Genomic DNA, 16,249 nt, shown 5'->3' with positions numbered 1-16,249 from the left:
TTTACCCTCACAATAATTAAAACATAAAAAACTAAGCATCGCAACTAAAACACAAAAAATAATTAATTTAAAATTTATGTAAAAAACATATTATTAATATTTATTGGATGTAACCCAAATATTTTACCTTTTTTTAAACTATGCTATAATCTTCGGGTTTCAATTTTAAAAAAGACTAAAACAAAGGATTTATAAGATGCCATTTGTAGTTACAGAAAGCTGTATAAAGTGTAAGTATGGTGATTGCGTAGAAGTTTGTCCTGTAGATTGCTTCTACGAGGGTCCAAACATGCTTGTAATAAACCCTGATGAGTGCATTGATTGTGCCTTATGTGAACCTGAATGCCCTGTAGATGCTATAAAATCAAGTGATGATTTAGGTGATCAAGAAGACATGATTGTTGAGTTAAATCGTGAGTTAGCAGCAGAATGGCCAAATATCGTTGAAAAATGCGAACCTTGTGAAGATGCTGACAATTGGGCTTCCGTCAAAGATAAACTCAAGCATCTTGAAAGATAATTACTCTTAACATATCTAAAATAAATAGAACTTCTTATTTCTAATAATTTTCAAAATTACTATAGCTAAAAAAAGTGTTATAATACTACTTAATTATATTTGTGATGTTCGTATACAAACAGAACGAAAATCACTTGATTTGCTATATAAAAATAAATGGAGAATAACTTAATGAAATCTTTTCTCAAAAAGATTTGGGCAGTATTTATGTGGGCAAGAATGTCAGCTTTTCAGCTTTACTCTCTTGCGGTAATTGGTGGTAGTTGTATATTAATCAATATATTCACCTTCTTTAAACTTCCATTATCTTGGCGGATGGCTGTTTGCTTTGTTTGGACTTACTTATACTGGTTAGGAATGTTAGTATTCCTACAAGTTTTTGTCCGTGTTACAGGCAAAGAAAACATCGATAAAGACTATACATGCATATATGTTTCAAAACACCAATCTATGCTAGAAACATTCATGTTTTATGGCTTTATAGGTAAATGTCATTTCATTATGAAAAAAGAACTTTTCGACGCTCCAATATTTGGTTCTGCAATGAAAAACTTAGGTAGTATTGCTATCGACAGAGATAAACCTAGAGAATCTCTAAAAAAAGTAGTCACTGATGGTAAAAAAAGCCTTGCTGAGGGCGTTAATGTAGTCATCTTCCCAGAAGGTACACGAGTAGAAGTTGGTGAGTACCCTGATTTTCAACGTTCTGCGATGAAGCTAGCTACTGATGCAGATACTTTTATCATCCCAGTTGCTCATAACTTTGGAAGATTTTTTCCTAAAAGCTGGAACGACAATATAAAACCAGGTATTGCTAGAATGGACTTTGGTAAAAGAATAGATCCTAAAGATTATGATTCTAAAAGCCTAACAGCATACTGCCATAAAATAATCACTGCTAAAACTAAAGATTTCAAAGGGTAGTTTTAAGTCTATGAAAAAGATATTAAACTTTTTATTACTTGCAAGAATGAAAGTGTTCACTCTTTATGCTTACATTGCTCTAATGCTGTGTTGTATACTAATGAATGTAGTTGGAGTTTTAGGTGCATCCCTAAGAGTCAGACTTTTTGTATGCTGGTTATGGTCATGTTTATATCGTCTTGGAGTACTTGTAATCCTACAGATTTATGTAAAAATCGAAGGCAAAGAAAATATTATTCCAGATAAACCTTGTATCTATATATCCAAACATCAATCAATGTTAGAAACTTTTGTATTTTATGGTTTGATAAGTAAATGTTGTTTCGTAATGAAACAAGAGCTCTTAGAAAAACCTGTTTTCGGTAAAACAAATAAGTTTGCTGAAGCAATCGGGGTTGATAGAGAAAAGGGGCTATCTGCAATAAAAAAAGTTCTAGAAGAAGGTCAAGATAGAGTAAACAATAAGAAACTTAGTATTATTGTTTTCCCTGAAGGTACTAGAGTACCTGTTGGCGAGTATCCTAAGTTTCACCGTTCTGCAATGAAACTAGCTACAGTTACCAATGTTCCTGTAATTCCAGTTGCACATAATTTTGGCGTTTATTTTGGTCGCAAAAAAGGCGACTTCGTCAAACCAGGTATTGCTAGAATGTCTTTTGGTAAAGCTATTGATCCTAAAGATTATAGTGTTGCTGAGCTTACAGATCTTTGCTATGACCTTATTACAGAAAAAACTAAAGCTTATGGTGGATAGTTAACCCAGCCTAAAATCAACGATTATAGGGTTATGATCAGATATTTTCTGGCAATTTAAAACCTTTGCTTTTTCTAAACACAAATCTCTATATAAAACAAAATCCAAATGGTTTTTTTGAAAAGATTTCACAAGCTCAGGTTCATCTAGAAAAGCTATTTTAAAACCAAACTCACGACAAAAATCTTTAATAAGTTTAACCCTAACTCGATTCCAAGTATTAAAGTCTCCAGCTATTATGATAGGAAGACTTTTTTGTTTAAGACCAATTAGCTCTTTTATCTTTTCAAACTCATACTCATAAATCTTATTACTTTTAAAATTTATTGCATGAATATTTACTACAATTACTTTCTGACCATTTACATCTAAATGACTGATTAATGATGCTTTGTGTGTGTTTATAACTGACTCTTTATGAGTTGTTAAAACTTTAACACTTTTAATTGTAGAAAACTTAGAGACTGTAGCTACCCCGTAATTTTTATTTTTTAAAACTATATTTGACGCGAAATTAACATCAAAAGAATCTATTGGAAAACTAGATTTATCATGATTGACGACCTCTTGAAAACAAAAAATATCTATAGCATGCTTGAAGTAAATGCTCTCGATAAAATCAGTAAAAACTTCTGGTCTTTTATGATCAACCTTAAAAGCATTCCAGCTCATAAGTGAAAAAGTATTTTTACTAGAACTCTCAAACATTTGATAAACTTAAATATCAGCTATATAAATCATTATATATAAAAAAAACACATTAAGAAATTTAGTAATTAACTTAACTGTTGTAAAATTATTGTTATCAAACTTCAATTTAAGAGATTATGTACAGTTTCTCATTACGGATATTACACAAAATATTAGCAATTTTTATAGTTTTACAACTTTTGGTGGGGTTTGGCTTTGAATGGGGACTTTTCGAATCTAAACAAATTATTACTTTACATAAATCTTTTGGCCTCTGTATTTTCTTTATCGTTATTCTGACAATTATCGCAAAGATTGTTAGTGATAAACCACCATATTCACCTGCATTACCATTATGGCAATATATGGTTGCAAAAATCACTCACCTTGGTCTTTACATTTGTATCATGGGTATGTGCTTATCAGGTCTTATAGGATCAATACTAATGGGGTATCCATGGAAAATATTTTTTGTGATACCATTTCCAAATTTTCTACCTACAAACCAAAGTCTTGGTTGGGAAATATTTAGTTATCACAGTGTTTTTGCAACAGCCTTAGGTTTATTAGTCGTACTTCATATCTTAGCCGCTCTTTATCATCAACTTATCTTAAAAGATGGGATTTTATCTAGAATGAAATAGCAAATAAAAATACCCTAATGCAAACTACTTAAAATATTGACTATTCTAAAAAGTCGATATAATATCTCTAGTGAATTTAAACAAAATATATAGTCTAGGAATTTAATACTTATGAAGATGAAAAGAATTGTGTTTGCTGGTGTTTTGGCGGTGTCTGTTTTATCACTAAATAGCTGTTGGTTAATAGTCGCTGGTGCTGCTGGTGCTGGTACTGTTGCTTATGTTCAAGGTAAGTACTCCATGAATCTAAATGGAAGCATTAAAGATTTATATAATGCTGCAATTGAAGCTGCTCAAAGTAATGACAACTATGTTATAAGCAAAAAAACTATTACCCCGACTACTGCTTCTGTTAATGGTAGCACTAAAGTTGACCCTACTGACTTTAGTATAAACATTGAAAAGCTTACAGATAAAGCTTCTAAAGTCACTATTAAATTTGGTACTTTTGGTGATCGTGCTGCCTCTGAAGCTCTTATGAATCAAATCCAAAAAAACTTATCATAATTAAAGTGAGGTTAACCAGATATGAAACACTCTAAAAAATTATTGTCTATTTTAATTTTATGTTTCTCAACACTAGGCTTAAATAGCTGTATTGTTGCTGCTTTAGTTGTTGGTGGTGGTTCTGTAGCGTATATTGATGGCGAATACTCTATGAATATGGAAGGTAATTATAAAGACATCTATAAGGCTGCTCTAAAAGCTGTAAATGATAATAATGACTATGTTCTTGTATCTAAAAGTCTAAGTACGGATGGTTCTCAAAGTAGTGCTGACATAGATGGTGCAACAAAGATTGATAGTACTAGTTTTACTATTAAAATATCTTACTTAACTGACAAAGCTTCAAAAGTGACTATAAAATTTGGTACTTTTGGTGATCAAGCTATGTCTACAGAGTTAATGAATCAGATTCAAAAAAATGCTAGCTAAACAAACAAAATGAAACTTGTTAAAAAAGCTTACTTATTCTTACTTATCCCATTGTTTGTTTTACCTCTAAACAGCTGTTTTCTTGCTGCAGTATCTATCGGTGACCAGACTACAAACTACATTGATGGTGTTTACATTATGGAGATGCAAGGTAGTTATAAAGATATATATAACGCTTCTATAGAAACTCTTGGCAATAAAAACAACTATAAATTAGTAGGTTCTACCAATAGCGGTGAAAATGCTCTTATTGAAGGAATAACTAAAACAGACCCTACTGACTTTTATATAAAAATCGAACCAACATCAAAAGATACCTTCTTGATGACTATTAAATTTGGTGAGTTTGGTGATCAAGCAAAATCTTCAACGTTGATGGATAAAATCCAAGAAACTTTAAACCGCAATATTCCCAACATAAACTATAATGAAGAAACTTAAATTTCTCTGTCTAGCACTATTTGTAACTACTATGCTAAACAGCTGTGTAGTAACAGCATTACTAATAGGCACTGCTATCGTAGCTGGTGGGGCTGTTTATTATATAAACGGTTACTACATAATAGAAGTACCTAAAGATATTCGTACAGTATATAATGCTACTATTAAAGCAATACAAACAAATAATGACTATAAGTTAGACAGTCAAACATACTCTTCTAAAAAAGCTTATGTCGTTGCGAACCTTGGTTCTGAAAAGGTATATATAACTCTGTCAGATCTTGATGGTAAATCAACAGAGATAAAAATTAGGGTAGGTACTCTAGGAGATGAAGACAAATCTGCTAAGTTAGCAAACTTAATTACTAAAAATATTACATAACTTATAATATTTATATATATATCTGGTTTACTGTTTTTATATTTAAGCTTTGAATGTATAATCTCTGCATACAAACCTTATAGTAGCATCCTATGAGTAACAAAGTTTTCGATACATATTATAAAAACAACCGACACATATGGGTGCTTGTGTTTTGTGGTGCTCTTTTAGGCGTTATTGTTGGCCTTGTTGGCACATCTTTCCAATTATTGTTAACAGCTATAGGCGATAGTAAAGAGTTCTTATTTTCTCTATGTGGCGATAATATTTATTTACAAATTATTGTTTCTATTACCATAACTATGAGTATGGTATTTATATCTCTATACATTGTAAGAAAATTTGCTAAAGAGGCTGGTGGTAGCGGTATACAGGAAGTCGAGGGTACCTTAAAAGGCTGCCGTAAACTTAGAGCTCGCGTTGCTCCTGTAAAGTTTGTTAGTGGCCTTTTTTCTTTAGGGTCAGGTCTAAGCCTTGGTAAAGAAGGTCCATCTATCCATATTGCTGCTGCTGTAGCTCAACTCTTTGTTGATAAATTTAAACTAACTAAAAAGTACGCTAATGCCCTTATTTCAGCAGGTGCTGGCGCTGGTTTAGCTGCAGCATTTAATACCCCGATTTCAGGTATTCTTTTTGTTATAGAAGAAATGAATAGAAAGTTCAGGTTTAGCGTAACAGCTATTAAATGTGTGATTATTGCCTGTATTGCAAGTACTATTGTTTCTAGAGCAATTATAGGCAACCCTCCTGCTATACGCATAGAAACTTTCTCAGCGGTTCCTCAAAACACTCTTTGGTTGTTTATGGTTCTAGGTATACTTTTTGGGTATTTTGGTTTGATTTTTAACAAACTTATAATAAAAGTCGCAAACTTTTTTTCTGAAGGGTCTCGCAAAAGATATTGGGTTTTAGTAGCTATTGTTTGTATAATTTTTGGTATCGGCGTTGTACTATCACCAAACTCTGTAGGTGGTGGTTATATCGTTATAGCAAACTCTCTTGATGATAATGTCCCTATAAAAATGCTAGTTGCTTTGTTTGTGCTGAGATTTATTGGTGTGATATTTTCTTATGGTACTGGCGTAACCGGTGGTATTTTTGCACCAATGATTGCTCTAGGTACTGTTTTTGGACTAGCTTATGGAATGGGTGTAAACGAGCTATTTCCTCAATATAATGTAGAAGCAGGTGTATTTGCAGTTGCCGGTATGAGTGCCCTATTTACAGCTACAGTAGGTGCTCCTTTAACAGGTATAATACTTGTGGTTGAAATGACTTGGAACTACCAATTGCTGCTTCCTTTAATGATAACTTGTTTTAGTGCATCCATGCTGACATATATTCATCATCAAAAACCTATCTATGATACTCTTCTAAGAAGAACTATTTCTAACGAAAGAAAACAACAGGTGAAAGAAAAAAATGAGCGAAATTCAAAAGCATCTACAGAACCTAAAGAAGACTCTCTCGGCGAAGAAAAAATATAATCATGTAATTTCATTAATGCACTGGGATCTTGAAACAGAAGCTCCTAAAAACTCTGTAAATACCACATCTGAAGTTATTGGTTTTTTTAGTGAAAAAATTTATGAATTGACTAATAACAAAGATTTTATCAAAAGCTTAAACATTTTAAATGCAAACTCTTCCAAGCTTAATGATGTAGATAAAAGAATAGTATATCTGGCAAGTAAAGAGCAAAATAAATTATGCAAAATTCCAAAAGATACGTATGTCGAGTACAATCAACTTATTTCAAAGGCTCAAAACATTTGGGCTGAAGCTCGCCAGGAAAATGACTTTGAAAAATTTGCTCCATACTTAGAAAAAATCATCGTATATAAAAAGAATTATGCTCTTTTAATCGGAGACCCAAATCACTCGTATAATGTTGTACTTGATGATTATGAGGAGAATATGACTGTAGAAAAACTTGAACTTTTCTTTAAAGAATTGAAAGCCAAGATTGTGCCATTATTAGAAAAAATCAAAAAATCTCAGCAGGTCGATATATCATGCCTAACTAAAAGTTACGATATAGAGGGCCAAAAGAGCTATTCTAAAAAAATAGCTAAACAATTAGGTTTTAACTTTGATAGTGGTTTACTTAAAGAAAGCGCTCACCCTTTTACACTAAACTTTAACAAATATGATGTGCGTATGACTACCCGTTACATTGAGGATTTATTTAGCTCATCACTATTTAGTACAATTCACGAAACAGGCCATGCCCTTTATGAACAAAATATCGGAGATGATATCTATAATACGGTATTAGGAACTGGTGTGAGTCTTGGTATACATGAATCACAATCCCGCTTCTATGAAAACCTAATAGGTAAAAACAAAGCTTTTTGGCTAAAAAATTATAATGAGTTACAAACTATATTCCCAGAAAATTTAGCAAACACAAATGTTGAAGAGTTTTATAAAGCTGCAAATTTTGTAGCTCCTAGCTTAATACGCGTAGAAGCTGATGAGCTAACTTACTCTTTGCATATACTTGTACGTTATGAAATTGAAAAAGAAATTTTTGAAAAAGATATTCCTGTAGCTGAACTACCAAAACTATGGAATGAAAAGTACGAAAAGTACCTAGGTATAACGCCTGATAATAATACTAACGGCATACTTCAAGATGTGCATTGGGCTGCTGGACTTTTTGGCTATTTTCCAACTTATGCTTTAGGTAGTGCTTATGCTTCACAATTTTTCTATTATATGAATAAAGAATTTGATGTAAACAAATCTATAGAAGATGATAATTTACAACCAATTCTTACTTATCTTACAAAACATATTCATCAGTATGGCTGTCTAAAAAAAGCTGATGAACTTGTCAAAAACATGTGTGGTGAACAATTAAATTCAGACTATTATATAAACTATCTTGAAAATAAATTTTCTGAAATATACCGTTTATAAAACAGTATCAAAACTTGAATAAAAAGATAAAAATACATAACATATAATCAAAACATAGATGACTTCTAACAAGGACAATAATATGAAAAAACTACTTTTATGTACAATACTAGCAACAACCTCTATCTGCTTCGCTGCTGAAACTCAACAAGATATATCGATAGATATGCCAACAAGCGCATCAAGTGTCAACACACAACAAGTTACTACCAAAAAAGCTCCAAAAACAATGGATGCTATGCCAATAAATAAAAACTTTGATAAAAATGATGTGCAACCAATTGATCAGCCAAAACAACCAGAACAATTGGTTGGATCAAATTCAGCAACCTGGACACCAAAATATTTGGAGATTAAAGGTTTCAAAAACTGCTTAAGTGTACAAGAGTATCGTGGTTGGGAAGGTTACTGTATGCCAGATAAAAAACTTGATAAATGTGCTAAAGACTCTTGGAAATCTTTACAAAAGATGAATTTAGTACCTTGTGCTAAAAGCCAATAATATTATACTTTATAACCTCTAATCTTAAGAAAGATGGTTTTGTTTTATTTTAAATCTATATACCATCAGTATTATAATTCCTACAAATATTGGCAATAATACTGATGGAAAGAGCATTAACGTGTAGTTATTTCCAGAAATTTTAACCCATAGTACGCCAACAGCATTACCTAAAATAAATACTGTCATACATGTAAAATAAAAAGGTATTTTCCAGATATTACTTTTATCTCCTTTTAAAACCTTACCTATCTCGATACCAAAGTCCGTAGTAGTCCCTGTCATATGAGTTGTACGTGCAAAACCCCCAAAAAAAAGTGTAGTAAAACTATTTTGCATTCCCATTGCCATAGCTAAGAATAGATCATCAATAACTCTAGTGTTGCTAAAAACATCTATTAAAATCGTTCCTGTAAGCATAATAGCACTTTGTAGCACAAGTGATTTTGTATGGTTTTCTGAGACTACATAAGCAGGTGTTTTTATTATCGCACCATTGATAGCTGAACCTATAATAAAACCACAAACCAATACTGCTACTTTATATGCAAAAAGTAAATCCGCATCAGCTATACTATGCCCTAAAATTCTTAAGTTACCTGACATTACTGCAACACTGGCACCAAATGAATTATATAAAACAACACTATCAACCCAACCTGAGTTAAATATCAATATAACAGTTATAAAATATGTAAAAGCTAATCTTTTTGTGAACATTTTCTAAATTTTAATATTTATTTTAAGAACCATTATATAGTTTTTCTTTTTAATTATCCTATCTTTTCATACAGTGTGGGGCTACAATAAATAACAAGCTATAAGTAAGAAAGATATATCTATGAGCTCTATAGAAAACTTAAAAAAACGTAAATGTGTAAGAGAGTTTACACCTAAAAAAATCTCTCAAGATACTTTAACTAAGCTACTTGATGCTGCTAAATGGACACCTTCTAGTAAAAATACACAACCATGGAAAATAGCTGTAGTTAGTGGTCAACGAAAAGTTGAACTTATGGAAAAAATTCTTCAAGCTTGTGATAACAGAGAACCTCCTCGTATGGAATACGACTACGATGGTCCGACTCTGGAAGGTGAACGAAGAATAAGAGCCGTAAAATGTGGTGAAGCTCTATATGGTGCTCTTGACATAAAAAGAGAAGACAAAATAAAACGCATAGAACAATGGAAAAAAAATTATCTTTCTTTTAACTCTCCAACAGCTATATTTATATTTGCATACCCTAATACTGGAATAAGTGGATACATGGACTGTGGCATGCTTATCCAATCAATAATGCTTGCTGCTTGTGAGCTTGGCTTAGCTACTTGTCCTCAAGCTTCTCTTGGTCACTATCCAGATATAGTAAAAAAAGAACTTGGTGGCTATGATGACTACACTTTACTATGTGGTATTGCCATTGGTTATGAAAATAAAGATGCTCCTGTAAATAATTATAGAACTACTAGGGAAAATTTAGATAATATTGTTACATTTTTTTAAGGATAAGTTATGTCTCAATCGCAAATTAGTAAAGATATTATAGAAGGCACAAGGTACTTTGTTAGACTTGTCGAACAAGGATCATATTCTGCTGTTAAAAGCTACTATATGGTTGAACTTAACACTATAAAAGCAAAGATTGAAATATTAGAAAAATACCTTAACATAAAACTTATACAAAATATTCAAAATAAAATTTCTGCAACAACTAACGGTATTAAATACTATCATTCTTGTAGTCAACTTCTAAAAGAATTTGAAAACACTATAAGTGGCATAAAACACAATGGTTTTAAAGAAAAACCTTCTTTAAAACTTTTAGGTTCACCGATATTTATTCAAAATATGATCGACGATGTGATACCTTCTTTAGAAGAACTGGGTGTACAAAACTGTAACTACATTCTAAATGATTATTTGCTTGATAGTCTATCTGGTTTTGAATATCAACTTGATAAGTATGATGTGATTCAATTATATACAAAACACCTTGACTATATCTCTTCTGATGACTGGATAGTATGCTCTACTCTTGATTCAGCCAATATAAAAGCAAAAATTTATGCATCTAATGACTTTATTGAAAAAAATTCTTTAAACACAGACATAAATAATTTACAAAATATGCCCTTAATATTCAATAATTATGATTTCACATATAGAATACTAAACTATATTCATAATGATGAAAAATATGACTTTGCTTTTGATAATGTGAAATATGCCGTTGATAATCAACTGCATAAAGCAAAGCTAATACAAAAAGGACTTGGCATAGGTTTTATGCCCTACTCCCATGCTAAATCATTATCCTTATCAGAAAAGAATATATCTGCTATAGATAATGTCGAAGCCTATTTTTACATAGAGCCTCAGTTGATACTTATAAATAAAAACTCTAGGTTCTTAAAAGAACTTGTTAATGCAATAAGACCTGTGGTTAAAAAATGGATTGATAATACATCTATTATCACGGAGGAATATGCAAACATAACTAAAAAAAGTAATTAATAGCTCAAACGTAGTTTTATACTTTACTCCACGCATCACTACTATATTTACCATCTGGTGAGTATGCTTCTAATGGGCAAAGACTAGATTCAGGCCCAATCTTACATCTATAAACCACATTTCCTATAGCTACAGTTGTTCCACCCACATAGTTTTCATGTCCATTAGGATAAATATATTCTGCTCCTTGAGGTTTATATTGGTTTTGACCCGTGTTAGTTTCTTCGAGGTGAGAGATATCTGACGTTATATCACTCCAAGCCTGGTAGCCTTTATCTCCTGTAGGTGAGTATATAATATTATTACATAAAGTTTCTTTACCATCTATGCACTCAAAAGTTCTATTATCACCAGCTTTTACTACCCTATTTGGTTTATAGTCACCTATTCCCTCTGGATATGTTGGTGTCTCATCATCTAATATGATTTTTTTATACTCTACTTTTTTAGCCGTATTATTTTTATTAAGCTCTTGCCATGCAAGGTATCCATGTAAACCATTTGGAATGTATGAATTATTGTTACATAAATCTATTAAATCTGCCGATAAACACTTGTATTTTTTACCTTGAAACTCGATTATTGTATTTGCAGTATAAGTCCCTAGTTTATATGGATAGTTAATAATTCCCGTATCTATAGTTCTTTCATAACTATTTTCTGTTACAACTTTTTTGGGTTTAGGCATGCTCGTAACTTGCCCTTTAACTTCTGGCAAAATTATACTAGCTATAATTTTAGTCATAGACCAAGGTTGATGAGAATAATTCTCTGTTAGATCTCCCTCTTTTATATTAGTTGCATCAAAGTCCATATTCCATAATGCAAACCCTCCAAAAGAAGCGTTATATTTTTCTGCATCCTTAACAACATTATCTATATCTTCTGGGTTAAGCATATAAACCTTACCTTTAGCTGTAGCACCTTCAGTTGCTGGTATCAAAAGAACAAGCTTCTTAGGAGATATTATAAGTGCTGTTTGCTTATACTTGGTCAGATTTGCATCATACCCTTCTTGTGTTGTTATCGCCCAAACTAATGATGTTAAAAACTTACTATACTGATCTCTTGGTGTTATTTTTTGATATTCTTTATTTTGGTTTTTATATGGGCCAAGAATCCCTTCTTTAACTTCTTCTGAATAAGTTTTTAGAAAAATATAATCTATACTGTTCATACCTATTTGGTTTAGCAACTCTACATACTTATGGTTTTCAAAAGTATTTTCTTTTAAGTCTTTATTTATAGATGCTATAACATACTGCCAATTAGGAGAAAATGTTAGCCAAAACTTATCTGTATCTTTCCTATTTTTAGAAATATTTGCTACTACTTTCTTTATTTTTTTTGTAGCTATATTAACCAATTCATCTGTTTTAGGAATATCTGAATATCCTAAATCAAAATTTATACCATCAAAACCATACTCTTGTATTACTTTTTCTATGCTATCTAAATCTATAGTTTTCCAATTTATATGTGAAAATTTACCTCCTACAGATATTACTACATGCTTTCCTTTAGAGCCCATATACTTGGTAAACTCTTTAACTTCTTCTGGTGTATACTCTTTTTTAGAGTTTCCATTTTCTCCATCAAAAGTTAATCTAAACCCTGAACTATTAGTATATGTCAAATAAGCAGCTATTATTGTGTTGTACTTACACACATCAGGATATTTATCACAGTATTCTTGATCCTTTGGCATTTTAATATCTATTGGTGTGCTATTTATTTGTTGTCCTGAAACATTATATGAGCTATTTCTCCCCCATAATGATAAATAACCAGCAATAACTGGACCAATTAAGTTTTGAGACTTAGGAGTACAAATATTGTTATAAATACAATCCTCTAAAGATTCAGCAAATGCTCCTGCCTTATGTTTTTTATCTCCATATAAGTCAGATGCATAATCCGTATTTAAGGACCACCCCACAATACCTGTAAATCTTGGCTTATGTTTAAGTAACTCTAATTGGGGTAACATTAATGACACTGCAGCCTCTGTTGATAAAGATTTAGATCCATCTCCACCTGGATGATATATAGTGTTTATACCACCAGCTGTCGCATTTGTAGGTTCTTCTATCAATATTCTTGTTTCTAGTGGAATTTTAGAGTTTTTAATTATTTTACTATAACTTTCAGCAATATAGTTTGGATCATATTGAGGGTAAATATTATATTCTTGTAAAAATAAATAACTAATATTTCCTGATTGAATAGCCATATCATAATCATTACTTCTACCAGTAGTTACAAGCTTATAGTCATTAATTTCTGGTTCTGCTGCTATTATTAGATTAGGATCAATTTCTTTAATTTTACCTGTCAAATCGTTAATAAAAGATGCTGAGGTATATCTTCTTATACTAAACTCAATACCATCAAGATTATATTTTTTAAGAAATTTTACTATATTTGCAGCTAAAGTATTTATTTGCTTTGTTGTTATTGATTTTCCTAATATTTTCGGATCTGGATCATTAATTTTAACACCTGGATGAAAAGTGTTTGGACTACCTCCAACACCTAAAAATACTTTTAAACCTAAACTCTTTGCTTGACGTATCTTTCCAATAGCCGTTTGCATGCTTAGATTAGAGTTATTACCTGATAAATTAAAACCTATATCTGTCCCATAAACCTCTCCAAAACCAGCTATAATCAAATTGTAACCATCTTTTTTTACTTTTTCGATATTTACTCTTGTAGCTGATCCTGGGGTTCTTATATCTAAAAAACCACCTAAAATACGATCTGGCATCGAATTGGTTTTTTCAGTTTTAATTTCATCAACTTTTTTAACTTCTTCTGCTATTAAGCTTGTTGATGTTAAAATAAATAAAACTAATAAAAGTTTATTAAAATATTTCATATGTTTTCTTTATATCTTAATAAGAGTTAGATACTAGAAATTTTAGCTTACATATCTTTTTTTTGATATATAACTTACTATTTTTTTCAATTTTTTATTTTACTTAAGTATTGAGTTTTATTACTTGCTACTGTTATTTGAGACTATACTTATTTACATATACTTTTTATTTTTAATAAAAAAGCACTCTATTTAATAGAAATAAAATATTACAACTTTCTTACATTAAAAATTAATTAAACATCTGTAAAATATATAGCTTATTCCAACTATCTAATTCTTTTTACAAAAAATCCTACAAAGCTTTAATTACTTAACTTTTTTAGCTGTAAGCCTTATCTTTATAATTAAATTTCTTATTATTTTTAGTAATAAACTATGATTTTTAAGATTAAAAAAATAATTTTATATAAATATTTAAAATATATATTTAATTTTATTAAATATAATGTTACTATAATTACATACTATAAATATTAAATAGATTTTAAAAGGGACTTAACAATGAAAAAACTTACTATTATAACAATGCTTTTAACAACTATTCTTACAACAACTGCTTTTGGTTATAATGTTAATCAAGTAAGCACATATAATTCAAATATATCTACAGCTGCTCCTATAATGGATTTTAGTTAAACCCACTATTTATATTCAACTCTTATTTCAGCACAACCTTGTTTAGGGTTATATCTATCAAAGATATAATATATGTTTTTTGACCTTAAATAGTTTAAAAGAGCAGCAGATATAATGCTTACTAAATGGATGGTAAATCATACTTTTTTATAACTCAAATACTTTTCATTGCATTAATTATAGCTTTTTTAGTTATTTGTTCTAATGTAAGTATTTCATCTATAGTTGAATTAAGAGGTGGGAGCCAATAAACAGTATTTCCAAGAGGTCTTAACAATCCCCCTAGCTTCAATGCTTCTTGATATACTTTAAACCCAAACCTATCTATATCAGTACCTAAGTCAGCGGCTATTATACCACCCATATTTCTAATGTTTTTTATAAAGCCAGTCTCTTTTTTAATACGTTCAAAACTTTGTGAAAATTGTTGTTCTAATTTACTAATATTATCTAATATTTTTTCATCTCTATATATGTCTAATACAGCATTAGCAACAACAGCCCCTAAAACATTACCACTATGAGTATGAGAATGAAGAAATGCTTTTGATATGCTGTCATCATAAAATTGATCATAATACTTATTCTTAGTTAAAGTCACACTAAAAGGAATTACTCCAGAAGTTAATCCTTTGGAAATGCATAGAAAATCTAATTCAAAACCATCCAAATACTCATAAGCAAAAAGTTTACCTAATCTACCAAAACCTGTCATTATTTCATCAAAAATGACATATATATCATTTTGATTACACCATTGACATAATTTACTTAAGTAATCTTTGCTATACATCATCATTCCTCCAGCACCCTGACATATAGGCTCAACAATAAGGGCATTTATACTTTCTTTATTCTCTTCTAAAATACGCTTAGATTTTAGCCAATATGCATCGGCATTATTCCATAAAGGGTCATTTTTACCCGTAATGTATGGGATATCTTCTAAGATAATACTTTCAAATAAAAACTGAGAGTATGGTTTTGAATACAAGCCACAATCGCTTACACTCATTGTTGCTAGTGTTTCTCCATGGTATGAATTTCTTAAGCAAACAAATTTTGTCTTATTTTTTTGACCTTGGAAGCTTCTAAGGTGTATAGTCATTTTCAATGCTATCTCAACAGCACATGATCCATCGCTTGCATATAAAGTCTTATCCATATTAGTAAATTTGCAAATTCTTTGGCTAAATCTATCAATCTCGCTGTTTTTTGTATTAGCAAAAATTGTATGCTCATATTTATCTAACTGATTTTTGAGCTTATTAACTATATAAGGGTGTCTATGCCCTAACGACTTACACCACCAGCTTGAAATTGCATCAAATATTTTTTTATTGTCATTCGTATAAATATATCCGCCTTCTGTTTTTGAAATATCTATTGGAAGGCATTGCTCAAAATCTTTCATTTGAGTACATGGATGCCAAATATTAGTGCTATACATTAATGTAAACCTTTTGTATAGATTATGGTTGACATACATTGTAACC

At 30.8% G+C, this 16,249-nt stretch carries 18 protein-coding genes; 14 read left to right on the top strand and 4 right to left on the bottom strand.

What is annotated here, in order from left to right:
• The first annotated feature begins 196 nt into the window (after positions 1–196).
• The 3 genes from fdxA to FLM55_RS06155 all read left to right on the top strand — a co-directional run bounded on the left by fdxA (position 197) and on the right by FLM55_RS06155 (position 2,198).
• Positions 197–520 carry a ferredoxin FdxA gene (gene fdxA / locus FLM55_RS06165; protein ID WP_112870809.1) on the top strand — a complete coding sequence of 108 codons (324 nt, stop codon included), beginning with the start codon at positions 197–199 and terminating at the stop codon, positions 518–520.
• Between the two features lie 171 nt (positions 521–691).
• Complete coding sequence (locus tag FLM55_RS06160; protein ID WP_178948489.1) at positions 692–1,444, top strand: 1-acyl-sn-glycerol-3-phosphate acyltransferase; 753 nt, start codon at positions 692–694, stop codon at positions 1,442–1,444.
• Between the two features lie 10 nt (positions 1,445–1,454).
• Positions 1,455–2,198: a 1-acyl-sn-glycerol-3-phosphate acyltransferase gene (locus tag FLM55_RS06155; protein WP_178948488.1), complete on the top strand. Its 744-nt coding sequence runs from the start codon at positions 1,455–1,457 to the stop codon at positions 2,196–2,198.
• On the opposite strand, the gene FLM55_RS06150 is transcribed toward FLM55_RS06155, so the two are convergent.
• Entirely contained in the window at positions 2,199–2,906 is a 708-nt protein-coding gene (locus FLM55_RS06150) for an endonuclease/exonuclease/phosphatase family protein (protein ID WP_178948487.1), read from the bottom strand.
• A gap of 119 nt (positions 2,907–3,025) precedes the next feature.
• On the opposite strand from FLM55_RS06150, the gene FLM55_RS06145 reads away from it, so the two are divergent.
• The 8 genes from FLM55_RS06145 to FLM55_RS06110 all read left to right on the top strand — a co-directional run bounded on the left by FLM55_RS06145 (position 3,026) and on the right by FLM55_RS06110 (position 8,718).
• Positions 3,026–3,532, top strand: coding sequence for a cytochrome b (locus tag FLM55_RS06145; protein WP_178948486.1), 507 nt, complete (start codon positions 3,026–3,028; stop codon positions 3,530–3,532).
• 111 nt (positions 3,533–3,643) lie between these two features.
• The gene (locus FLM55_RS06140) at positions 3,644–4,039 is read left to right on the top strand and encodes a DUF3568 family protein (RefSeq protein WP_178948485.1); all 396 of its coding nucleotides are present in this window, start codon (positions 3,644–3,646) and stop codon (positions 4,037–4,039) included.
• A 21-nt stretch (positions 4,040–4,060) separates the two neighbouring features.
• Positions 4,061–4,468 (top strand): DUF3568 domain-containing protein, encoded by a 408-nt coding sequence (locus FLM55_RS06135; protein WP_178948484.1) that lies wholly within the window; start codon positions 4,061–4,063, stop codon positions 4,466–4,468.
• A gap of 9 nt (positions 4,469–4,477) precedes the next feature.
• On the top strand, positions 4,478–4,909 hold the full coding sequence (locus tag FLM55_RS06130; RefSeq protein ID WP_178948483.1) for a DUF3568 family protein: 432 nt from the start codon (positions 4,478–4,480) through the stop codon (positions 4,907–4,909).
• Positions 4,893–5,291 carry a DUF3568 family protein gene (locus FLM55_RS06125; protein WP_373193976.1) on the top strand — a complete coding sequence of 133 codons (399 nt, stop codon included), beginning with the start codon at positions 4,893–4,895 and terminating at the stop codon, positions 5,289–5,291. Before FLM55_RS06130 ends, FLM55_RS06125 begins: the two co-directional genes overlap by 17 nt.
• A 92-nt stretch (positions 5,292–5,383) precedes the next feature.
• Positions 5,384–6,778, top strand: a complete 1,395-nt coding sequence (clcA, locus tag FLM55_RS06120; protein WP_178948481.1) for a H(+)/Cl(-) exchange transporter ClcA — start codon at positions 5,384–5,386, stop codon at positions 6,776–6,778.
• The gene (locus tag FLM55_RS06115) at positions 6,714–8,216 is read left to right on the top strand and encodes a carboxypeptidase M32 (RefSeq protein WP_178948480.1); all 1,503 of its coding nucleotides are present in this window, start codon (positions 6,714–6,716) and stop codon (positions 8,214–8,216) included. Before clcA ends, FLM55_RS06115 begins: the two co-directional genes overlap by 65 nt.
• Before the next feature lie 82 nt (positions 8,217–8,298).
• Complete coding sequence (locus FLM55_RS06110; RefSeq protein ID WP_178948479.1) at positions 8,299–8,718, top strand: hypothetical protein; 420 nt, start codon at positions 8,299–8,301, stop codon at positions 8,716–8,718.
• A 24-nt stretch (positions 8,719–8,742) separates the two neighbouring features.
• Here FLM55_RS06110 and FLM55_RS06105 read toward each other — a convergent pair whose 3' ends face one another.
• Entirely contained in the window at positions 8,743–9,438 is a 696-nt protein-coding gene (locus FLM55_RS06105) for a YoaK family protein (protein WP_178948478.1), read from the bottom strand.
• Between the two features lie 121 nt (positions 9,439–9,559).
• On the opposite strand from FLM55_RS06105, the gene FLM55_RS06100 reads away from it, so the two are divergent.
• Entirely contained in the window at positions 9,560–10,222 is a 663-nt protein-coding gene (locus tag FLM55_RS06100; RefSeq protein ID WP_178948477.1) for a nitroreductase, read from the top strand.
• Positions 10,223–10,231: 9 nt separating this feature from the next.
• A complete protein-coding gene (locus tag FLM55_RS06095; protein ID WP_178948476.1) occupies positions 10,232–11,233 on the top strand; it encodes a LysR family transcriptional regulator in 1,002 nt (333 codons plus the stop codon).
• Positions 11,234–11,249: 16 nt separating this feature from the next.
• Here FLM55_RS06095 and FLM55_RS06090 read toward each other — a convergent pair whose 3' ends face one another.
• A complete protein-coding gene (locus FLM55_RS06090) occupies positions 11,250–14,114 on the bottom strand; it encodes a glycosyl hydrolase family 18 protein (protein ID WP_178948475.1) in 2,865 nt (954 codons plus the stop codon).
• A 504-nt stretch (positions 14,115–14,618) separates the two neighbouring features.
• On the opposite strand from FLM55_RS06090, the gene FLM55_RS09500 reads away from it, so the two are divergent.
• Positions 14,619–14,753 (top strand): hypothetical protein, encoded by a 135-nt coding sequence (locus FLM55_RS09500; RefSeq protein ID WP_256868855.1) that lies wholly within the window; start codon positions 14,619–14,621, stop codon positions 14,751–14,753.
• A gap of 154 nt (positions 14,754–14,907) precedes the next feature.
• On the opposite strand, the gene bioA is transcribed toward FLM55_RS09500, so the two are convergent.
• On the bottom strand, positions 14,908–16,203 hold the full coding sequence (gene bioA, locus FLM55_RS06085) for an adenosylmethionine--8-amino-7-oxononanoate transaminase (RefSeq protein WP_178948474.1): 1,296 nt from the start codon (positions 16,201–16,203) through the stop codon (positions 14,908–14,910).
• Positions 16,204–16,249: the final 46 nt, after the last annotated feature.

It is taken from the genome of Francisella sp. Scap27, assembly GCF_013394105.1.
Lineage (GTDB): Bacteria > Pseudomonadota > Gammaproteobacteria > Francisellales > Francisellaceae > Francisella > Francisella adeliensis.
This window is presented reverse-complemented; position numbering and strand designations above follow the sequence as displayed.

Coding starts and splice junctions, on each gene's coding strand:
- fdxA (WP_112870809.1), top strand. CDS start 197: ATGCCATTTGTAGTTACAGAAAGCTGTATAAAGTGTAAGTATGGTGAT.
- FLM55_RS06160 (WP_178948489.1), top strand. CDS start 692: ATGAAATCTTTTCTCAAAAAGATTTGGGCAGTATTTATGTGGGCAAGA.
- FLM55_RS06155 (WP_178948488.1), top strand. CDS start 1,455: ATGAAAAAGATATTAAACTTTTTATTACTTGCAAGAATGAAAGTGTTC.
- FLM55_RS06150 (WP_178948487.1), bottom strand. CDS start 2,906: ATGTTTGAGAGTTCTAGTAAAAATACTTTTTCACTTATGAGCTGGAAT.
- FLM55_RS06145 (WP_178948486.1), top strand. CDS start 3,026: ATGTACAGTTTCTCATTACGGATATTACACAAAATATTAGCAATTTTT.
- FLM55_RS06140 (WP_178948485.1), top strand. CDS start 3,644: ATGAAGATGAAAAGAATTGTGTTTGCTGGTGTTTTGGCGGTGTCTGTT.
- FLM55_RS06135 (WP_178948484.1), top strand. CDS start 4,061: ATGAAACACTCTAAAAAATTATTGTCTATTTTAATTTTATGTTTCTCA.
- FLM55_RS06130 (WP_178948483.1), top strand. CDS start 4,478: ATGAAACTTGTTAAAAAAGCTTACTTATTCTTACTTATCCCATTGTTT.
- clcA (WP_178948481.1), top strand. CDS start 5,384: ATGAGTAACAAAGTTTTCGATACATATTATAAAAACAACCGACACATA.
- FLM55_RS06115 (WP_178948480.1), top strand. CDS start 6,714: ATGAGCGAAATTCAAAAGCATCTACAGAACCTAAAGAAGACTCTCTCG.
- FLM55_RS06110 (WP_178948479.1), top strand. CDS start 8,299: ATGAAAAAACTACTTTTATGTACAATACTAGCAACAACCTCTATCTGC.
- FLM55_RS06105 (WP_178948478.1), bottom strand. CDS start 9,438: ATGTTCACAAAAAGATTAGCTTTTACATATTTTATAACTGTTATATTG.
- FLM55_RS06100 (WP_178948477.1), top strand. CDS start 9,560: ATGAGCTCTATAGAAAACTTAAAAAAACGTAAATGTGTAAGAGAGTTT.
- FLM55_RS06095 (WP_178948476.1), top strand. CDS start 10,232: ATGTCTCAATCGCAAATTAGTAAAGATATTATAGAAGGCACAAGGTAC.
- FLM55_RS06090 (WP_178948475.1), bottom strand. CDS start 14,114: ATGAAATATTTTAATAAACTTTTATTAGTTTTATTTATTTTAACATCA.
- FLM55_RS09500 (WP_256868855.1), top strand. CDS start 14,619: ATGAAAAAACTTACTATTATAACAATGCTTTTAACAACTATTCTTACA.
- bioA (WP_178948474.1), bottom strand. CDS start 16,203: ATGTATAGCACTAATATTTGGCATCCATGTACTCAAATGAAAGATTTT.